This window comes from Ornithinibacillus halotolerans (assembly GCF_014637405.1).
In the GTDB taxonomy this organism is placed as follows: domain Bacteria; phylum Bacillota; class Bacilli; order Bacillales; family Amphibacillaceae; genus Ornithinibacillus; species Ornithinibacillus halotolerans.
In genome coordinates this window covers 119,174-136,678 of the sequence record NZ_BMEY01000009.1, presented here as the reverse complement: position 1 = coordinate 136,678, position 17,505 = coordinate 119,174, and the positions used below count along the sequence as shown (strand labels likewise).

11 protein-coding genes, 1 other RNA gene and 2 pseudogenes are annotated in these 17,505 nt (G+C 33.8%); 13 read left to right on the top strand and 1 reads right to left on the bottom strand.

Annotation, left to right across the window (positions count from 1 at the left end; all coding sequences use genetic code 11):
* The first annotated feature begins 74 nt into the window (after window positions 1–74).
* From smpB to IEV35_RS20170, 4 genes and pseudogenes are all read left to right on the top strand, one after another.
* Window positions 75–542 (top strand): SsrA-binding protein SmpB, encoded by a 468-nt coding sequence (gene smpB, locus IEV35_RS10680; RefSeq protein WP_188384642.1) that lies wholly within the window; start codon window positions 75–77, stop codon window positions 540–542.
* A gap of 66 nt (window positions 543–608) precedes the next feature.
* A complete protein-coding gene (locus IEV35_RS10675) occupies window positions 609–2,261 on the top strand; it encodes a M20/M25/M40 family metallo-hydrolase (RefSeq protein WP_188384641.1) in 1,653 nt (550 codons plus the stop codon).
* Between the two features lie 168 nt (window positions 2,262–2,429).
* Window positions 2,430–2,768, top strand: a transfer-messenger RNA (tmRNA) gene (ssrA, locus tag IEV35_RS10670).
* Between the two features lie 433 nt (window positions 2,769–3,201).
* A pseudogene (locus IEV35_RS20170) lies at window positions 3,202–3,438 on the top strand (IS4 family transposase); the annotation flags it as partial.
* Window positions 3,439–4,591: 1,153 nt separating this feature from the next.
* Here IEV35_RS20170 and IEV35_RS10665 read toward each other — a convergent pair.
* Window positions 4,592–5,146, bottom strand: coding sequence for a hypothetical protein (locus IEV35_RS10665; protein ID WP_188384640.1), 555 nt, complete (start codon window positions 5,144–5,146; stop codon window positions 4,592–4,594).
* Window positions 5,147–5,268: 122 nt separating this feature from the next.
* Here IEV35_RS10665 and IEV35_RS10660 point away from each other — a divergent pair, with 122 nt between their 5' ends.
* The 9 genes and pseudogenes from IEV35_RS10660 to IEV35_RS10620 all read left to right on the top strand — a co-directional run bounded on the left by IEV35_RS10660 (window position 5,269) and on the right by IEV35_RS10620 (window position 17,505).
* Entirely contained in the window at window positions 5,269–7,074 is a 1,806-nt protein-coding gene (locus tag IEV35_RS10660) for an ABC transporter ATP-binding protein (protein ID WP_188384639.1), read from the top strand.
* Window positions 7,071–7,625: a MauE/DoxX family redox-associated membrane protein gene (locus IEV35_RS10655; RefSeq protein ID WP_188384638.1), complete on the top strand. Its 555-nt coding sequence runs from the start codon at window positions 7,071–7,073 to the stop codon at window positions 7,623–7,625. The genes IEV35_RS10660 and IEV35_RS10655 overlap by 4 nt, the downstream gene beginning before the upstream one ends.
* A 2-nt stretch (window positions 7,626–7,627) precedes the next feature.
* Entirely contained in the window at window positions 7,628–8,185 is a 558-nt protein-coding gene (locus IEV35_RS10650; RefSeq protein ID WP_188384637.1) for a TlpA family protein disulfide reductase, read from the top strand.
* A gap of 13 nt (window positions 8,186–8,198) precedes the next feature.
* A complete protein-coding gene (locus IEV35_RS10645) occupies window positions 8,199–8,891 on the top strand; it encodes an ABC transporter ATP-binding protein (RefSeq protein WP_188384636.1) in 693 nt (230 codons plus the stop codon).
* A complete protein-coding gene (locus IEV35_RS10640; RefSeq protein WP_188384635.1) occupies window positions 8,888–12,175 on the top strand; it encodes an ABC transporter permease in 3,288 nt (1,095 codons plus the stop codon). Before IEV35_RS10645 ends, IEV35_RS10640 begins: the two co-directional genes overlap by 4 nt.
* A 104-nt stretch (window positions 12,176–12,279) precedes the next feature.
* Window positions 12,280–12,665: pseudogene (locus IEV35_RS10635) on the top strand (GNAT family N-acetyltransferase); the annotation flags it as partial.
* Between the two features lie 118 nt (window positions 12,666–12,783).
* Window positions 12,784–13,068 (top strand): NUDIX domain-containing protein, encoded by a 285-nt coding sequence (locus IEV35_RS20320; protein WP_308419782.1) that lies wholly within the window; start codon window positions 12,784–12,786, stop codon window positions 13,066–13,068.
* A 336-nt stretch (window positions 13,069–13,404) separates the two neighbouring features.
* Window positions 13,405–14,703, top strand: a complete 1,299-nt coding sequence (locus tag IEV35_RS10625) for a TniQ family protein (protein WP_188384634.1) — start codon at window positions 13,405–13,407, stop codon at window positions 14,701–14,703.
* Window positions 14,704–14,799: 96 nt separating this feature from the next.
* Complete coding sequence (locus IEV35_RS10620; protein WP_188384633.1) at window positions 14,800–17,505, top strand: TnsB C-terminal domain-containing protein; 2,706 nt, start codon at window positions 14,800–14,802, stop codon at window positions 17,503–17,505.

The following is a 17,505-nucleotide window of genomic DNA, read 5'->3' as shown; positions in this document are numbered from 1 at the left end:
TGGTTTTTCCTATTGGAATAACACTACAATATTTGGTAAAATGAAAGTCACGGAAGTTTTAGGAGGGCGAAATAATGCCTAAAGGTGAAGGAAAAGTTATTGCTCAAAATAAAAAAGCATCTCATGACTATTTTATAGAAGATACAATAGAGGCTGGAATTGTACTACAAGGTACAGAAATAAAGTCAATTCGGGCTGGCCGCGTTAACCTTAAAGATTCCCATGCTAGAATTGATAGACGTGGGGAAGTTCAACTAATTAATTTACACATCTCTGAATACGCGCAAGGTAACCGATTCAATCATGATCCAACTAGAACAAGAAAGTTACTACTACATCGGAAACAAATTGATAAATTAATCGGTCAAACCCAACAAGAAGGATATGCACTAGTGCCTTTAAAGATCTATATTAAAAATGGATTTGCAAAAGTGCTACTCGGTTTAGGAAAAGGGAAAAAGAAATTCGATAAACGTGAAGATCTAAAGAAAAAACAAATGAAACGTGATATTGATCGGGCGATTAAAGATTATAATAGATAAAGTTAATCCATCAACTAGATATGAAATCTGGTTGATGGTTTTCTTTACATAAAGGGGATTAAAGGGATGTTAAATAGTAGAGAAGCAGTACTAAATCTAACCAAACAGTTAGTTTCCATACGTAGTGTTGTTAATACAGAAGGAGAAAGTGTAATTGCGCATTCGTTGTATACGATGATCTCCTCTTATCCATATTTTCAAACCAATCCTGGGCAAGTTGTTATTGAGAAAACATTGGATGATGAAAAAGAGCGTTATAATGTTCTAGCCTATGTAAAAGGAACAAAAGGCAAAAGTAACCGTACGGCCATTATAATGGGGCATATGGATACGGTAGGTGTAGATGATTTTAATCAACTAGAGGAATATGCTTTTATGCCGGATGAATGGATGAATCTCCTTGAGGAACAGGAGTTACCGGATGCTGTTCGTAACCAATTAACACCTGGTGAATGGCTATTTGGTCGCGGGGCATTAGATATGAAAAGTGGGATAGCAAGTAATTTATTCCTACTCCAATATTTCTCTGAACATCCGGAACAACTTAATGGTAATCTCGTTTTTATTGCGGAATGTGATGAAGAGGATGGCTCGCATGGAATATTATCTGCCTTAACAACATTGGAAAGATGGAAGAACGAATTACAATTTGAATATGTTGCAGCTATCAATGCAGATTTTGTAGCACCATTATATGAAGGGGATCCGAATCGATATGTTTATAAGGGGACAGTAGGAAAATTACTGCCATCTTTTTATATTGCAGGGGCGGAAACCCATGTAGGATCACCTTTTGAAGGACTAGATCCTAATTATATTGCAGCTGAACTAGTAAAACAAATTAACTATAACCCAGCGCTTTGTGATGTAGCTCATGGTGAATATACTTTACCACCCGTGGCATTAAAACAAATGGACTTAAAAACTGAATATACCGTTCAGACAGCATTAGGTGCTTATGTATATTTTAATTTTTTCATCCATTCATGGTCACCAAAGGAAGCTCTACATCTATTAAAAGAACAAGCAGATATTGCCTTTAATCAAGCTATCGAATCATTTGAGAAGAACTATCAAGCTTATTGTCAATTAACCGGTGAAAAATATAATGGAATACCTTGGCAAACTCGTGTTCTAACATTTGAAGAAATGGATAAACTGTTGAGAAAAGCTCATGGAGATAAATACGTTAATGGGATGGAAAAATTTAAGGAAGATTTACTTCATGATGAATCACTTGATATACGGATGTATGCTTTACGTGTTGTAGAAGAAGCGTGGAAGTGGATGGAAAATAAAACACCGACGATCATCCTGTTCTACTCATCTTTATATTATCCGCGCATTGAGTTATCGGGTGAATCAGAAAAGGAAGCACGCTTAAATCAAGCTGTTGACGAAGCAGTGAACAATATTCAAGCTAAGTATTCTAAACCAATTAAAGTTAAGAACTTCTTCCCGTTCATCTCGGATATGAGTTTTCTTTCCTTAAGCGATGATGAAGCTGGTATTCAAGCAGTTCGAGAAAATAATCCTGCGTGGGGAAAGAAACACTATGTTGATTATGAGAAAATCCGTAAGATGAATATTCCAGTAATAAATATTGGTCCATACGGAATGGATGCACATAAAAAACTTGAACGAGTTGAGATTGACTATTCGATGGAAGTTGTTCCAAATCTAACGAAGCTTGTAATTGAGAAAGTACTAAATGACTAAAGTCAACTGGAAAACGCTTGTCTACTTGGGAAAACATCCCACGGAAGACAACTTGAAATTGTATGTTGATATGTTATAATGAATTATGTCGCTGATAGCGATCAACAAAAACTTAATAATGATTTGTGCTCGTATTTATCCCAGAGCGTTTTCCTTTTATGGGGACGTTACGGATTCGACAGGGGTAGGTCGAGCTCAGGTTGCGCGTCGAGGTTACGACTCGTAAAACGTTAAACGCCTATAATAACTGGCAAATCAAACAACAACTTTGCTTTCGCTGCGTAAGCAGTCTTAAGCAGATCCTTCCTGCTATCGCCTGTGTGGCAGATTGAAGGGTCTCAAATTAAGCAGGCTATCCTGTCATCCACCGTCTGAGGATGATTTGGGAATCTAATCAGACTAGCTACTCGAAAGCGTGTTGGTACGCTGTAGAGATAGCGAAATATAATATACCAACTACACGTGTAGAAGCCTGAGTGGCGATGCCTTTGGACGCGGGTTCGATTAGTAATTAGTCGCCTTTTGTGGTAACACAAAAGTGAAAATCCAGCTTTATCGGTGAAACCTACGTTGCTCCTCGAGCAATATGGCAATACCGAGTGGTGTGTGGAGCAATCCAACAGCCATGTATCGACTTATAGGCTACCCAAGTGGTAGTACTAGGATACAGGATGCTACCTAATCAGGTAAATATATATCTTGTATAAGACGCTGGAGGACCTTAAATAAGGTTCAAGATATAGTCAGTGCCATGACGAAAGCATGGAAGAGCACGTCCCGCCGTCTCCACCAATACATATGTTGGTGGTTTTTTTGTGTCTATGTGAGACTTCAAGCATAAGTTTTCAAAATTGAAAGCTTATGCTTGATTTTATTTATTGAAAGCTTATGCTTGAATTCCGTTATAGTGACCGAGAAATCATTCTATGTGATCCTTTAGGATATTGAAGTCTTTTTCAAAACAAGTAAATCTCTATTGAAACTCCTAAAGGATTTTCAAGATCGTCCCTAAGATTCCTTGATCAGCCACATAACCATCGTCTTCACTAGATATATAGTACTTTCATGGCAAAACCGTTGTGGCATAGATGATTGCACGCTAGGCGGTATGTTTTATGAACTTTGCAATGAAATTAGTGACCTTGATTGGGCTGTAACACTACAGCAATTAATCGATAGTAGATTTATCAAATCGTTCTTAGAAAACGTAAAAGGGAAATGAATATGAAGGAAAATAAGATATACATTCTATTAACCGATACTTGATCTTTTCTAACAAAACTAATCAAGCTAAATACCAATAAACCGTATAATCATGTTTCAGTTGCTTTGGACTCTAATTTAAATGAGGTTTATAGTTCTGGAAGAAAGAATATCCATAATCCATTCCTTGGGGGATTTGTAAAAGAAGATGTAAATTCTAGACTATTAAGTCATGGAAAGTGTGCAATTTATTCAATAACCATAACGGATAACCAATGTAAGCGTCAAATAGTACCCACATTTCTAGCGTAATTCATTTATAAGATAATCTCCCTAGAAAATAATTCGGGAGGTTTTAGAAAACGGATTAAATCCATTTGAATATCTTAGCTACCTTTTAGGAGCTTCCTAACATAGATACGACAGATAAATCCAAGCTAGATCAGCTCTTGCCTTGGTCACCAGCTACTCCAAAGGAATGCAGAGTGCCTAATCAAGCTAAATAAATCATAACATTAGTCCACATCTGAAAAGTAGGTGTGGACTATTTGGCGCTTACTTGTAAATTTGTTTAAAATATTAGCAAGGGCAAGCAATTGCTTTGTTCTCACATACATCACCTAAGAAGTCTACTCTTTTGCGGTATTTTGCTTTAAATCCTCGCAGATCACAACCATATTCATATGCGCAATAGTAGTAAGTATGCATATATCTAACATCTCCACAAATTGGACGACTATTCATTTCTATTCCACCTTCCTTTCCTTTTAAGAATTCCCGAATTACAAATTAAGTATTTTCGCTTCATTTCCATTACACATAAAAGAAAGTACCTTAGTCGTAATTACCAAGGTACTTTCTCTTTTTAGACATTTGTTTAAAAATATTAGCAAGGGCAAGCAATTGCTACGTCCTCACATACATCTCCGTAGTCTTTGTCTACTCTTTTGCGGAAACGTGCATTGGCTCTTTCTGTCATATGACACATATAATCATAATCGCAGTAATAGTAAGTATACATATTACTGGTACTGTCACAAATTGGACGACTCATTCCTATCCCCCCCTCCAACAATTTATTTCTATATAACTTCGGCTTGTTAAAGAAGCAAAAGCTATTAGCAAGATTAGGCAGTTTTAACTTCTTGGAATATAAATGTTGGTATTGGTGTAATGTTCTGAATCATATTGGTTTTATTAATATGAACAAAAGATGGCCAAAATTTTATTTGATAATCAATAAATGTTTGCTCCTTCACAATAAGAACTTCAACATCCATTTCATATAAGTTAAAAAGTGCATCAGCTTCTGACATTTCACCTTCATTCATCACTACAGCAAATCGAATCGAAGGATAGTTACGTGTTTCATTAAGAAACAATTCCAAGTTATGATCACAGTATATACAACTAGAATCAAGAAAAATAAGTACTAGATTATCTTGAGATAGGTTTTCTAGTTTTATTTTTTTATTATTTCTTTTTGAAATTGCTTCAAAGTCAGGGGCTATTTTCCCAATCAAAGGATGCTCGTTTTCTCTATTATTTTGTCTACCTTTCTTTATGGTTTCTAAGTATATTTTATACTGATAATTCCATGTTAGTAACTTTTTATATAGTAGGAATACAAATAGGAAGGAAAGGATTATTAATAGGTAAATTAAAATACTAAGTATAAACATATTCTTACCCCTTAACAAAGTATTTTTATTCTAATTATTTACATTTTTCATTATATTATATATAGTAAAAGATGTAAAGACTTTCAAAATATTAAAATTTCGATAAGGAAGAAGAAACCATTATGAAGATAATTAAAAATACGTTAACCTCATATTTCTACGCCAACAAATTAACCTGGAAGGTTTGTAAAAAGCAGTTTATATTGTTGATGCTAATAAAGTTATTATCAGCTGCATTACCAGTTACCTTAATATGGTGTACAGAGAGACTCATTGATAGTATTAGCACTTTTATAACCACTGGTGGACAGATTAGAGATGTACTATTTTACTTTATTTTAGAGGTCTTAATTACTTTATCTACTTTCTTTTTACAAAAAGTCTCTATGGTTGTTGAACAAAAGATGAAAGACGTTTTTAAATTAGATTTTAAGAAAAATTTATTTAATAAACAACAAATGCTTCCATATGAAATGTTTGAAGATCATGATTTTCAAAACACGCTTAATAGAGTGAACGCGAATGATACAAAAATAATACAAATGACAAATAGTGGAGTAGATTTTTTTTCAAATATTATGTCCTTAATAGGAATTCTAGTTTATCTTATGACAATTAGTTGGTGGTTTGGTCCATTACTATTGGTAGGAACAATTCCTTTAATTGTCGTGCAATTTAAGTTTGGAAGGAAGAAATATGAGTTATTTAAATTTCTGACACCATTTGGTAGAAAAGAATACTATATTAATGATCTTCTTAATAAGCCAAATTCCTTACATGAAATTAGACTCTATTCAATAGAGGACTTTTTGATCCAAAAATGGATTAGTAGTTACCAAACAAGTGCAACAAATAATTTAAGAATATTGATTAGCCAAAATAAGTGGTTAATGTTAACGCAGGTAATTCAAATGGTTGTCTATTTTCTATCGGGTTTGTTCGCAATACTCTTAATATTGAGGGGAGTTATTTTAATTGGAAGTTTTGTTGCGATACTGCAATCGATACACAGGATTCAAGGAACGCTGAACACTGTTACCGGCTCACTATCGGATATCTATGAATCAAGTTTTTTAATAGGCGATTTCAAACGTTTCTTGGGCTTAGAAGAGATCAACTATAGCGCAAAGAAAAAAATTAATAAAGTTATTAACTTGGAAGTTTCCGGATTGTCGTTTAAATATCCTAATTCTCCAAAATATATTCTAAAAGACGTAAATATAAGTATTCCGCAGGGGAAAAAAATAGCGATTGTGGGTGTTAATGGCTCTGGAAAAACTACTTTATTAAAGTGTTTAACGGGTTTATACCTTACGAAGAACGCAGTCAAAGTTAACGATATTGATTTAGAAGAGGTAGACATAAAATCTTATCATGATCGTATTGCAGTATTAAGTCAGAACTTTAACAGGTATGAATTCACAGCGAAAGAAAATATCAGCTTTGGTAAAATTCACGAGTCTCATAAAGATAAAGAAATGCAGGAAGCCGCGATCAAAACTGGAATCCATTCTTACATTATGGGGTTACCAAATCAATACGAGAGTATTTTAGGAAGATTATTTTCTAAAGGAAATGAATTTTCTGGTGGTCAATGGCAGAAGTTAGCTCTAACAAGAACTCTTTTTCGAAATGGAGATATTGTTTTTTTAGATGAACCAACTTCTGCACTGGATCCGAAAAGTGAGTTAGAACTAATCGAATCTCTATTTAACACTACAAGTGCAACTCAATCTATTGTATTTATTACCCATAGGCTTGCTGCTACTAGATTTGCTGACGAAATTATTGTTTTAAAGGATGGTGAAATTGTTGAAAGCGGATCACATGAAGAATTAATTCAATTGGAGGGGGAGTATTATACCTTGTACGAGCACCAAAAACAGTGGTATTCCGAAACGAATATAAGGGAGGCTGAAATAAGATGATATATCTTGTTAATTTAATATCAATAATAATAGTAATATTATTTTTATTGACAGCAACAGATAAAGTTTTACACTGGAATACACATATAAATACTGTAATAAATTATAGAATTCTTCATAACTCTTTAATAAAGCCTATAACAATATTAATGATAATTGCTGAATTTTATATTTGCGTATCGCTGCTTTTCAAGGGAGCAAATTATTACAACCTATTTGTATTTCTATCATTATTAATTGTATACACTACTGCTATAGTTATAAATCTAGTTAGGGGAAATGTAAATATGTCATGTGGTTGCGGTAGTGTTTTTGAAAGTAGTAATTTAAATTTCGGTCTGGTTATTAGGAATTCTTTGCTAGTTTTAGTGTATTTATTTGTTTTTTTAAATAATGAATATACGTTATCCCAATTAAATTTTTATGATACATCCGTTCTCATTGGATTATCAATTTGGCTAGTATTGATTTGGGCTATTGTTAAAGAGTTTCTAGATGGTAAAAAAATTCTAGAGAAAGTATTAAAAATCTTTCATTTGGAGGTAAATTAAAAATGTGGAATGATATTGTATCAATAATAATTTTAGTATTATTAACTGCAGAATTAGGAATACTTTATTACATTTTAAAGTATAATAGTAACTTTTTGAAACAAATACAGAGTATTAAAGGGATTCAACTAGAGACTTTAGATATAGGCGATCAAGCGCCTTTCTTTAGAACATTTAGTAATAACGGAGATAAAATAATATCAAAGAATATTATTAGTAAGAAGAGAACCTTTATACTATTTATAAACACTAATTGCCCTACATGTAAATCATTATTGGGTGATTTAAATAGTATTTCATCGAATTATGATATTAATTTCTTGTTAATTAATAGTGATAATCTATCAAACGATGCCCATATTACCAAACAACTGAATGATAATATTATTTATATACGATCTAATCAGATTACTTCTTTATATTTTATAAGAACTGTGCCACATGGTGTACTAATTGATGAAAATGGTACCGTTGTCCTAAGTAGTTATATAAAGAATATGCATGTCCTTAACAATATGCTACTTAATGAAAAAACAAATAGGAAATCAATTTCAGTTTAAAGGGGGCTTGACATTGGTGAATATGATTGAATGCAAAAATCTTACTCGGTTCTATGAAGGTGATGGTACCAAAACAATAGCATTGCGGGATGTTAATTTGTCATTTATGAAGGGGGAATTCACCGCAATAATTGGTCCATCAGGTTCTGGTAAATCTACATTACTAAGTCTTCTTGGCACGCTAGATAAGCCAAGTGAGGGTACGATAGCCTATGACAATGAAGAAATATTAAAGAAAAGCAAAAGTAAAATTGCGGATTTTCGCTTCCAAGAAATAGGGTTTATCTTTCAACAATTTCATCTACTGCCGACATTAACCGCATTAGAAAACGTACTGACCCCACTGTTTTCGAGAAAAGTTCCATACAACAAATTAGAACGAGCAATAGAAGTTCTTGAACAAGTAGGACTTCAGGATAAAGAGAATTCACTTCCGTCTCAATTATCAGGAGGACAACAACAGCGAGTTGCTATTGCCCGCGCAATTGTACATAAACCTAGCTGGTTACTTGCCGATGAGCCAACGGGTAATTTGGACACGGAAACAGGAGAACGGATTTATGATTTATTAAGAGAATTAAATGAACAAGAAGGCTGTGGTGTCCTATTTGTAACCCACGATCCAGCACTAGCAGCTAAAGCAAATCGTATCATTACGATGAAGGATGGTATCATGCTTTCGGACAAAGTAGGTGCAACACCGTGATTCGATTTATTTGGCAAAATTGGTGGAGGCGAAAGGAAAGGTTCATTCTGCTAATTATCGGTGCCTTTATTGTTAGTGCTGGTTTAACATATTTGATTGGTTTATCAGAAACGAATAAAGGAACCATTGTTGATACGCTACAGAACCGATGGACTGCTTCGTATGATATTGTTGTTCGACCTGAAGGAACTCGGAGTGTGACCGAGAATAAAAAATTGTTAGAGCCCAACTACTTAAGTGGCTTAAGTGGGGGAATTAGTCTTGAACAATACGAAACAATTAAAGCTATACCGGGTATAGAGGTTGCAGCTCCGATTGCGATGCTCGGATATACATCATATTCCGTGAATTATGGCCAAGTTGAATTATCTGAGCCAGGTATTTATAGAAGAATAATGAAGACAACGGTAAATAATGGAATAGGAGAGGAAACAGAAATAAGAAATTACTACTTCCCAATTAACGTTTGGGATCTTAAGAATAAGGGGTCGGAATATGGGGTTGCTGCCCCATATCTAGATTTTTTAGTTGATGGCCAGTCTCTTTTGGCTGGAATTGATCCAGAACAAGAAGCGAAGTTAGTTGGATTAGATGAAGCCATCATGGAATTAGGAACCAGTAGGTATTTTGTTGATAGTGATACATATTATTTCGATGAAGACAAAGGGTATCACGAAATTCCAATTATTGTTAATAAAACAGCCTACGTGGATAAATTGGAACAGATTACATTTGAAAAATTGGACATCGAAATTAATGAAGAGAATGCAGATGCCGTAATGAATAAAGTAAGGGAAAATGGCGGAGAGGACTATCTGGACACATTAAGTGGTGAAGTAGTCGACACATTTTCCGTTACTGGAAAAGAGACGTTTCATGCGTTTATTAACAGGATGACTGGAGTAGATTGGGAAACGGGAGAGGTTATCGTATTAGAGGAAAACGAAGAGGAAAAGAGTGAAGTTGAGGATCCACTAGAAATTACTTCTCACGTAGATGAAGATGTATCAGGCATTGTGTTTAAGCCGAGCCCGTTAGAGTATCAAGAAATCTCAAGTCCATATGCCGATCGATGGCCATATACCTATCAAGTCGTTCCTTTTCAAAACAATGCAGATACTGTTGGGGTCTATCAGAATAAGGAAACATTTCGAGAGCCGAAATTAATTGCAGAGGACTACTTGGATTTACCACGTATGAAGCCAAATTGGATAGGATTTTACGAAGCCAGTAATTTAGCAATTTCGATGGATCCAACAACGGAATTGCCAATGGAAACCTATCGTCCGGCAAGCGCTGAGTATGTCATGGATGTCAATGGAAATCCAATCAATCCACCAAAACAATTAAAGCCTACAGGGGATCCATATAGCTTTTTAACCGATCCACCAGGAATGTTAACGACGATAGAGGCAGCTGCAAATATACTTGGTGAAAAGCCGATTTCGGCAATCCGCATTAAAGTCGCAGGAGTTGCGGATTTAAGTGATGAAAGTCAAGCAATATTAGAACAAGTTGCAAGCGAGATTGAGAATAGAACAGGGCTTATAACGGATATCACGCTTGGTTCATCCCCACAATTAGCACTCTCTTATGTTCCGGGATTAAATGGTGGGGAGGATATTGGGTGGTTACAGCAACCATGGGTAAATATCGGTTCTTCCATTTCAATATTTAAGGAAACAAAAATTGGCTTTTCCGGTGTCGTTGGCAGTGTCATTGCTGTTGCAATTGTTTATGTTTGGGCTTCTGGAATTGTCAACTTACTTGCTAGAAGAAAAGAATTTGCTGTATTACTTTCCATTGGCTGGCGACCAAGGCAGTTGAGTCGGTTATTATTCTTTGAATCTAGTATAATCGGTATTTTTGTGGCGGTAACTTCTTGGATGATGCTCGGATTTGTTTATATTTCGAGTGATGCAACCATATCCTTTAATCGTTTCTTGTGGACTGGGTTATTTGGGTTCATTGTATATGTGTTCGGATCATTCATACCAATGCTATTAACCCGTAATATTTCCCCTTACGAAGCAATGCGAACTGGAGAAATTTCAGGTAAAAGTAAGCGGATTTTTCAAACTAAAGGAATTAACCGGATGGCTTTTAATCATTTTATTGGAAAATGGAAGAGAAGTTTTCTATCGGTTATTTCGATATCGTTACCAACGGCTCTCTTGGCTGTGTTTTTATACATTACATTCCGATTACGAGGCATTATGTACACCTCTTTACTAGGAGAATATGTTGCATTAGAAATAGGACCAGCCCATTACGTTGCAATCCTCGTATCCTTAGTCATTGCCATTTTAACGACAGCGGAGATCATGTGGCAAAATGTATCCGAAAGACGCGAGGAAATTTCACTACTACAGGCTATTGGATGGAAAAGGTGGAGTATTCGTAGGTTAATCTTGGCCGAAGGAGTCTTTAGTGGATTATTTGCTGCATTAATCGGTCTAAGCCTTGCATTTATAATCATGTGGGGACTGTATGGAGCTTTCCCTGCAGAAGAAATTGGGTTTATATTAGCAACTGGATTAATCCCGGTGGTGATTGGGGTTATTGGAACAATCTTCCCAGCAGAACGAGCAGTTCGAATTATTCCTAATCAAGGGATGGGAGGAAATATTACCAATCGGAAAGCAGTGGAAAAACGATTGAAATGGGTTGTCATTTCAACATCTGTATTATTAGTGGGGACCTTTTTGATGACGATGATCAAGGTTGCACCTAATATTGAACAAGCAAACGATGGAAATGAAGTAGAGTACGCATTCAGCCCAACAGAAGGAGAAGCTTCGGTTAAGGAGCCAAAGGATACGGATGAGCAAAATGTGAACGCTGATGATGCGGATGACGAGATTACCCTAATAGGTGTTGATGATTATTTGTTCCAGTTTAACTCTAGTCAAACTAGTGAAGATGTTGGATGGGGTAATCAGTTATTCTACGCAGCAAAAGAAGTGGAGAGCACGTTAGTTATAGCTGAATCTGGAATGAAAGCTGTCGCAATTGAGTTTACGTTTGAAGTACGTGATTCGGATTACGATATTCAACCAAAGCGCAACTTTACACTAATTCATGGTGAAGAATCCTATTCTCCAGAAAAAGTTACCATATTAGAAGTAGAAGGCTGGGAGAACGAAGAATGGTTGCTTGAACGTGAAGATGGAAAAATGCGTGCCGTTTTAGAATTTAAAGTACCTGAAGATGTAGAAAGCTACGGGTTAGTATTGAAAAATAAAACTCTTGGCTATGGAGTTTTGATTAAGTTTGGAAAGTAATCATGGGGAAGGTTCTTTAAGGGGACAATCGGAATTTTTACACGGAAAATGGCACAATAAGCGGACATATTCTGTTTATTGTGCCTTTTAATAATTACTCAACTTTAGATGAAATTTCTTGGTATAAATCAATATTTGAAAAGAAAACCGGAATAAGATGGGTAATTACCCTCAAAGGAAAAGGAAGGGTTATTTGTAGTTGTGGTTTTCTAAACATAGTTCTACAGGATGGCCGTTCTGAAGTTGGTTATGAGTTAAGTAAAGAATACTGGGGAAAAGGCATTGCAAGTGAGGCGTTTGAAGCAGTAATTCAATTCGGATTTGAACAATTGAATCTTCAACGGGTTCAAGCATTAATTGAACCCCCTAATATTTCATCACAAAAGTTATTAGAAAGAAAGGGATTTATAAAAGAAGGACTTTTTTGAGAAATTATGAATTTACTTGCGGAAAATTTGATGATTTACTTATGTATGCACTGTTAAAGTAAGACTTTGAAAAAATGACATAACTGAAATGTGAATAATTATACTTAATGGATGCTTTACCACAATAAAAAGATTGTTACTGGTCTTTTTGACTAAACTAGAGTTTTATTTAATATGTAAATTCATAAGGGATTAATTGAAAATAGAAAGGTCGGACTGATTAAAGAGATTAGAGAAGGTTCCGTATACTATGTATTTCTTGGTGGTGGAATAGAAGAAGGAGAGACACCTATAGGGGATGCTAAAAGAGAAGTCTTAGAAGAATTGGGAGTAAAAGTTAATATTAATGAGTGCATTGCACAAGTTGAATTTAACGAATCTCAATATTTTTTCCTTTCTGAGATTATTGATGGGACATTCGGAACTGGACAAAGTGAAGAGTATACAGACGAGAATAGAAACTGAGGAACGTATTTGCCAATGTGGGTAGACATTGAAAGGCTTTCATCTATTGAGTTTAAATCAAAAGAAGTTGCTTTAAAAGTTCAATCCTTTTTCAAGTAACGGAGAAAAGAAGCTATGATGAATTGGAATTTTGTCGGTAGTACATATGATGACTCATTTGTAGTTAATGTTATGGATTATCAAAACTTGTGAAATTGATATTAAAATGAATAAAAAGTTATAATGAAAGCTTCAAAAAACACCCCACCCAAAAGGTGGGTTTTTTTGATTATTGGTTTAGAATAAATTTTTAGTTAATAGATAAAATAACCCTAATAAATTTTAGGGGTGTATAGATTGATTAATCATACTCATACGTGTAAAGTACCCTCAAGGAGTTTACTTTATAACTTAGAACCAATAGGAATAAACACAGAATTGAGAGAATCATTATCAGGGTATATTTCAAGGCTAGCATTAAATCATAATGTTGCACAAGGCACATTATTTTCAAAGATTATAACTCCATTACTGGATAAAAAATATATAAATAATATTGCAGATAAGGGTGGGGATGGATTTTACGATTCTTCTAATGGAATAAATGGAATCGGTACCCTAGCAACTGATTTTATAAGAGTTATTTCTAAATTAACAGGTAGGAACGATTTAGTTAGATTAACGTTAAATTCATGGACGAACATCTTACCTACAAAGGGATTATTAAGGACGGAAAAGGCTTGGTGTCCAAATTGTTATTTAGATGCGTTATATAAAGGTTTAGTTATTTACGATCAATTAATATGGACGTTGAAAATAGTAAACTATTGCCCGATACACAGAGTTCAATTAGTTAACCAATGTCCTTTTTGTGGTAAGAAGATGCAGGTTATCTCTAGAAAAAGTAGTCCAGGATATTGTTCTAAGTGTGAAAAATGGGTTGGGGTTGTTAATAAGAATTCAACTAAACCAAATGAAGAAGATTTAAAAATGGTTAATCAAGTAACAAACATGTTAGGAAATTCTAGAGTCTATCAAAGAGATACCATATCCGAAGCATTGAAATATTACGTGACAAACTACTTTGAAAGTAATGTAAATAAAGCAGCTGAGTACTTTGGAATATCTAAGTCCACCTTTAGATATTGGCTAAGAGGAGAGAGTATACCCATCTTAAAATCCTTAGTATTAATATGTATAAAATTAGAAATAACAATTACGGATTTTCTTGAAAAAATGCCATTACAAAATTCAATAATTGATAAAAATGTTCAAATATACTGCAATAAGAGCGTAAGTAAAAAACATGATCATGTCTTTATAAAAAGTTACTTAAATAATTACATAAATGAAGATTATGTAGATTCACCAAAATCACTAAAAAGTATCGCAGAGTATATTGGGTGTGATAGGCGACTGTTATACTTGAAATATCCAGAAGAAAGCAAAAAAATTGTAGAAATTTATACTGAATACTTAAAACTAAAGAAGTCTACTAGACAGGAAAATGCAGAAAATGAATTATCAAATGCTATTAAAAGACTAGAAAGCAGAAACATATACCCCAGTAGAAGAAAAGTTGAAGCGATTCTTAACGCGCCATATTTGATAAAAGAAAGAGATATTGCATTAAAGTGGAAAAAACTTATTAAGTAGACCTGTTTTTCCATACTAATATTACAATAAAAGAGGAATTCTAACAAAAATATAGAATTATATAAATAGTTAAATTTATCCTTTGAGGTGATTAAGTTGATCCAGAGTATAGACCTATTTTTAAGCTCAAAAAAACTGAGTGGAGAAGCAATAAACGAAGTTGTGAAAATTCGTAAGTCAGACCCAGCAAGAAAGGTCAGAAGTGGTGGGAAAAATGTTCCAGGTACTTATCCAAGTAAAAAAATGGGTTTCACTATACAGTTTGAGAGTCATACTCTTGAGTTGGCTGGGATAATAGAAAAAGAGATGAGCTCTAACGTGCTAGAATTTTATGATCAACCACCCTCGTTTAAAATTGATTATTTAATTAAAGGGACAAAAAAAGGTCATTTGTATACATCTGATTTCTTTGTAATAGAAGAAAACTGGATTGGTTGGGAAGAATGGAAGACAGAAGAAGAGTTAATAAAATTATCTATGAAATGGCCAAATAGATACTCTGTTGATGAATTTGGTGTGTGGAGATGTCCTCCGGCGGAAAAATATGCTGAGAAGTATGGGCTATCTTTCCGAATTAGGACAGATAAGGATTTAAATCGAAAATTTATTAGGAATGTAAAGTTTCTAGAAGACTTTATTTTAAAAGCAAATGAGTTATCTGTTGAAGATAATGTTATAAGGGGAATCTTAAAAGTAGCTGCTCTTAACCCGGGTATTACACTTAATAATTTTCTCGAGTTAGAAGATAATTTTAAAGCAGATGATATTTATAGTTTATTAATATTAGGAGAGCTTTACATTGATACAAACAATGAAGTAATACCGGATTATTCAGCACGACTTTATATTAATAAAGAATATAAAGAAGCCTATAAAAACATGGTTTCTTCAAGTGCTAGTGAAGGTCCTGAAAATACAATTTCTTTTAAATTACAATCTGGTGAAAAATTACTTTGGGATGATGTAGAATGGGAAATTATTAATGTAGGGTTAAATAATGTATATCTTAAGTCAGCGGACAGTACAACCGAAATTCCTATTACAACACTAGAGTATTTTATTAAAGAAGGGAAAATTAAAGGTCTTTCAAAAATAGATACCATTCAAAATGAAGAAATTGAGCTATTAAATAGCGCAAGTTTAAAAGATTTGGAAGATGCAAATAAAAAATATAATATTATACTTCCATACATTAATAAAACAGTGAACTTAGGAAATAACAAAGAAGTTGTCACTGATAGAACTATTTACAACTGGATAAAAAGTTACAGAGACGCTGAAAAAAAGTTTGGAAACGGATATGTAGGTTTGTTGTCTAAGGAAAATAAAAAAGGAAATAAAACTCAAAGGCTAGATAGAGATTTACAAACATTAATGGAAAAATTCATACAAGATAATTATGAGAATTTAAAACAAAGCACTATGAGGTCAGTATATTTAAAATTTGAGCAGGAATGTTATAAAAATCATCTTAATCCGCCATGTTACTTTACATTTACAAAAAATGTTCACAAAACCCCTAGGCATGAACAGGATAAAAAAAGAAAAGGAGATAAAGCAGCATATAATAATGGAGAATTTAGTTTGTATTTAAACTTTGACACACCTAGGCATGGTGATCGTGTCTTTGAAATATGTCATATCGATCATACCCAACTCGACATTGAATTAGTATGTTCTATTACAGGAAAGAACTTAGGTAGACCATGGTTAACATTTTTAATTGATGCTTATTCAAGAAGAATTTTGGCTTTATATATTTCATTTGATCCACCTAGCTATAGAAGCAATATGATGGTACTACGAGAATGTGTAAAAAAACACTCAAGATTCCCAAGCACAATAGTAGTTGATGGTGGTAAAGATTTTAATAGTGTTTATTTTGATACACTGCTAAGTAGGAATTATTGTACTAAGAAGATAAGACCTGGGTCTAAACCGAGATATGGAAGCGTAATCGAAAGATTATTTGGAACAACAAACCAAATGTTCATTTATAATCTAACTGGAAACACGCAACTAACAAAGAATGTTAGGCAAGTTTCAAAAAATGTTAATCCAAAGAATTTAGCAATCTGGACATTGGAAAAGCTTTATGAATACTTAAGTAGATGGGCTTATGAAATTTACGATAAAACTGAACACAGCGGAATAGGTGCAACTCCTCAAAATATGTATGAAAATAGCATTTTAAAAGGTGGAGAAAGAAATGCTACAAGAATAGCCTATGATGAGGTATTCCGTATTTTAACATTACCTAGTACTAGAAAAGGTACAGCGAAAGTTATTCCTGGTTATGGTGTGAAAATAAATAGATTTTATTATTGGCATTCATCTTTTCGAAATGGTCAAATTGAGAACACCTCAGTCCAAGTAAGGTATGATCCATTTAATATGGGAGTTGGGTATGCGTATATTAATAAGAGATGGATTGAGCTCAAATCTGAAAAATATAACGTATTAAAGAATAGAACAGAAAAGGAACTTAATATAGCTTTTCAAGAATTAAAAACTAGAGCGAAACTTAGTGAAAAGAAAACTGGTGTTACAGCAAAGATGATAACTGATTTCTTAAATTCATTAGAGGCTGAAGAGGTATTACTAAAACAACGTCTTAAGGATAGAGCTACTAGAAATTTATTTGTTATTGAGGGTGGTTTAAAGGAAACATTTGAAGAAGAAGTTCAAAACAAAAATGAACAAGTTATAAATGAAAATATCAAATTAGTTGTAGATAATACTGAAAACTCAAATGAAATTAAAATAGATGATATTGTGTTCGAGCGTTATGAGGAGTTGTAA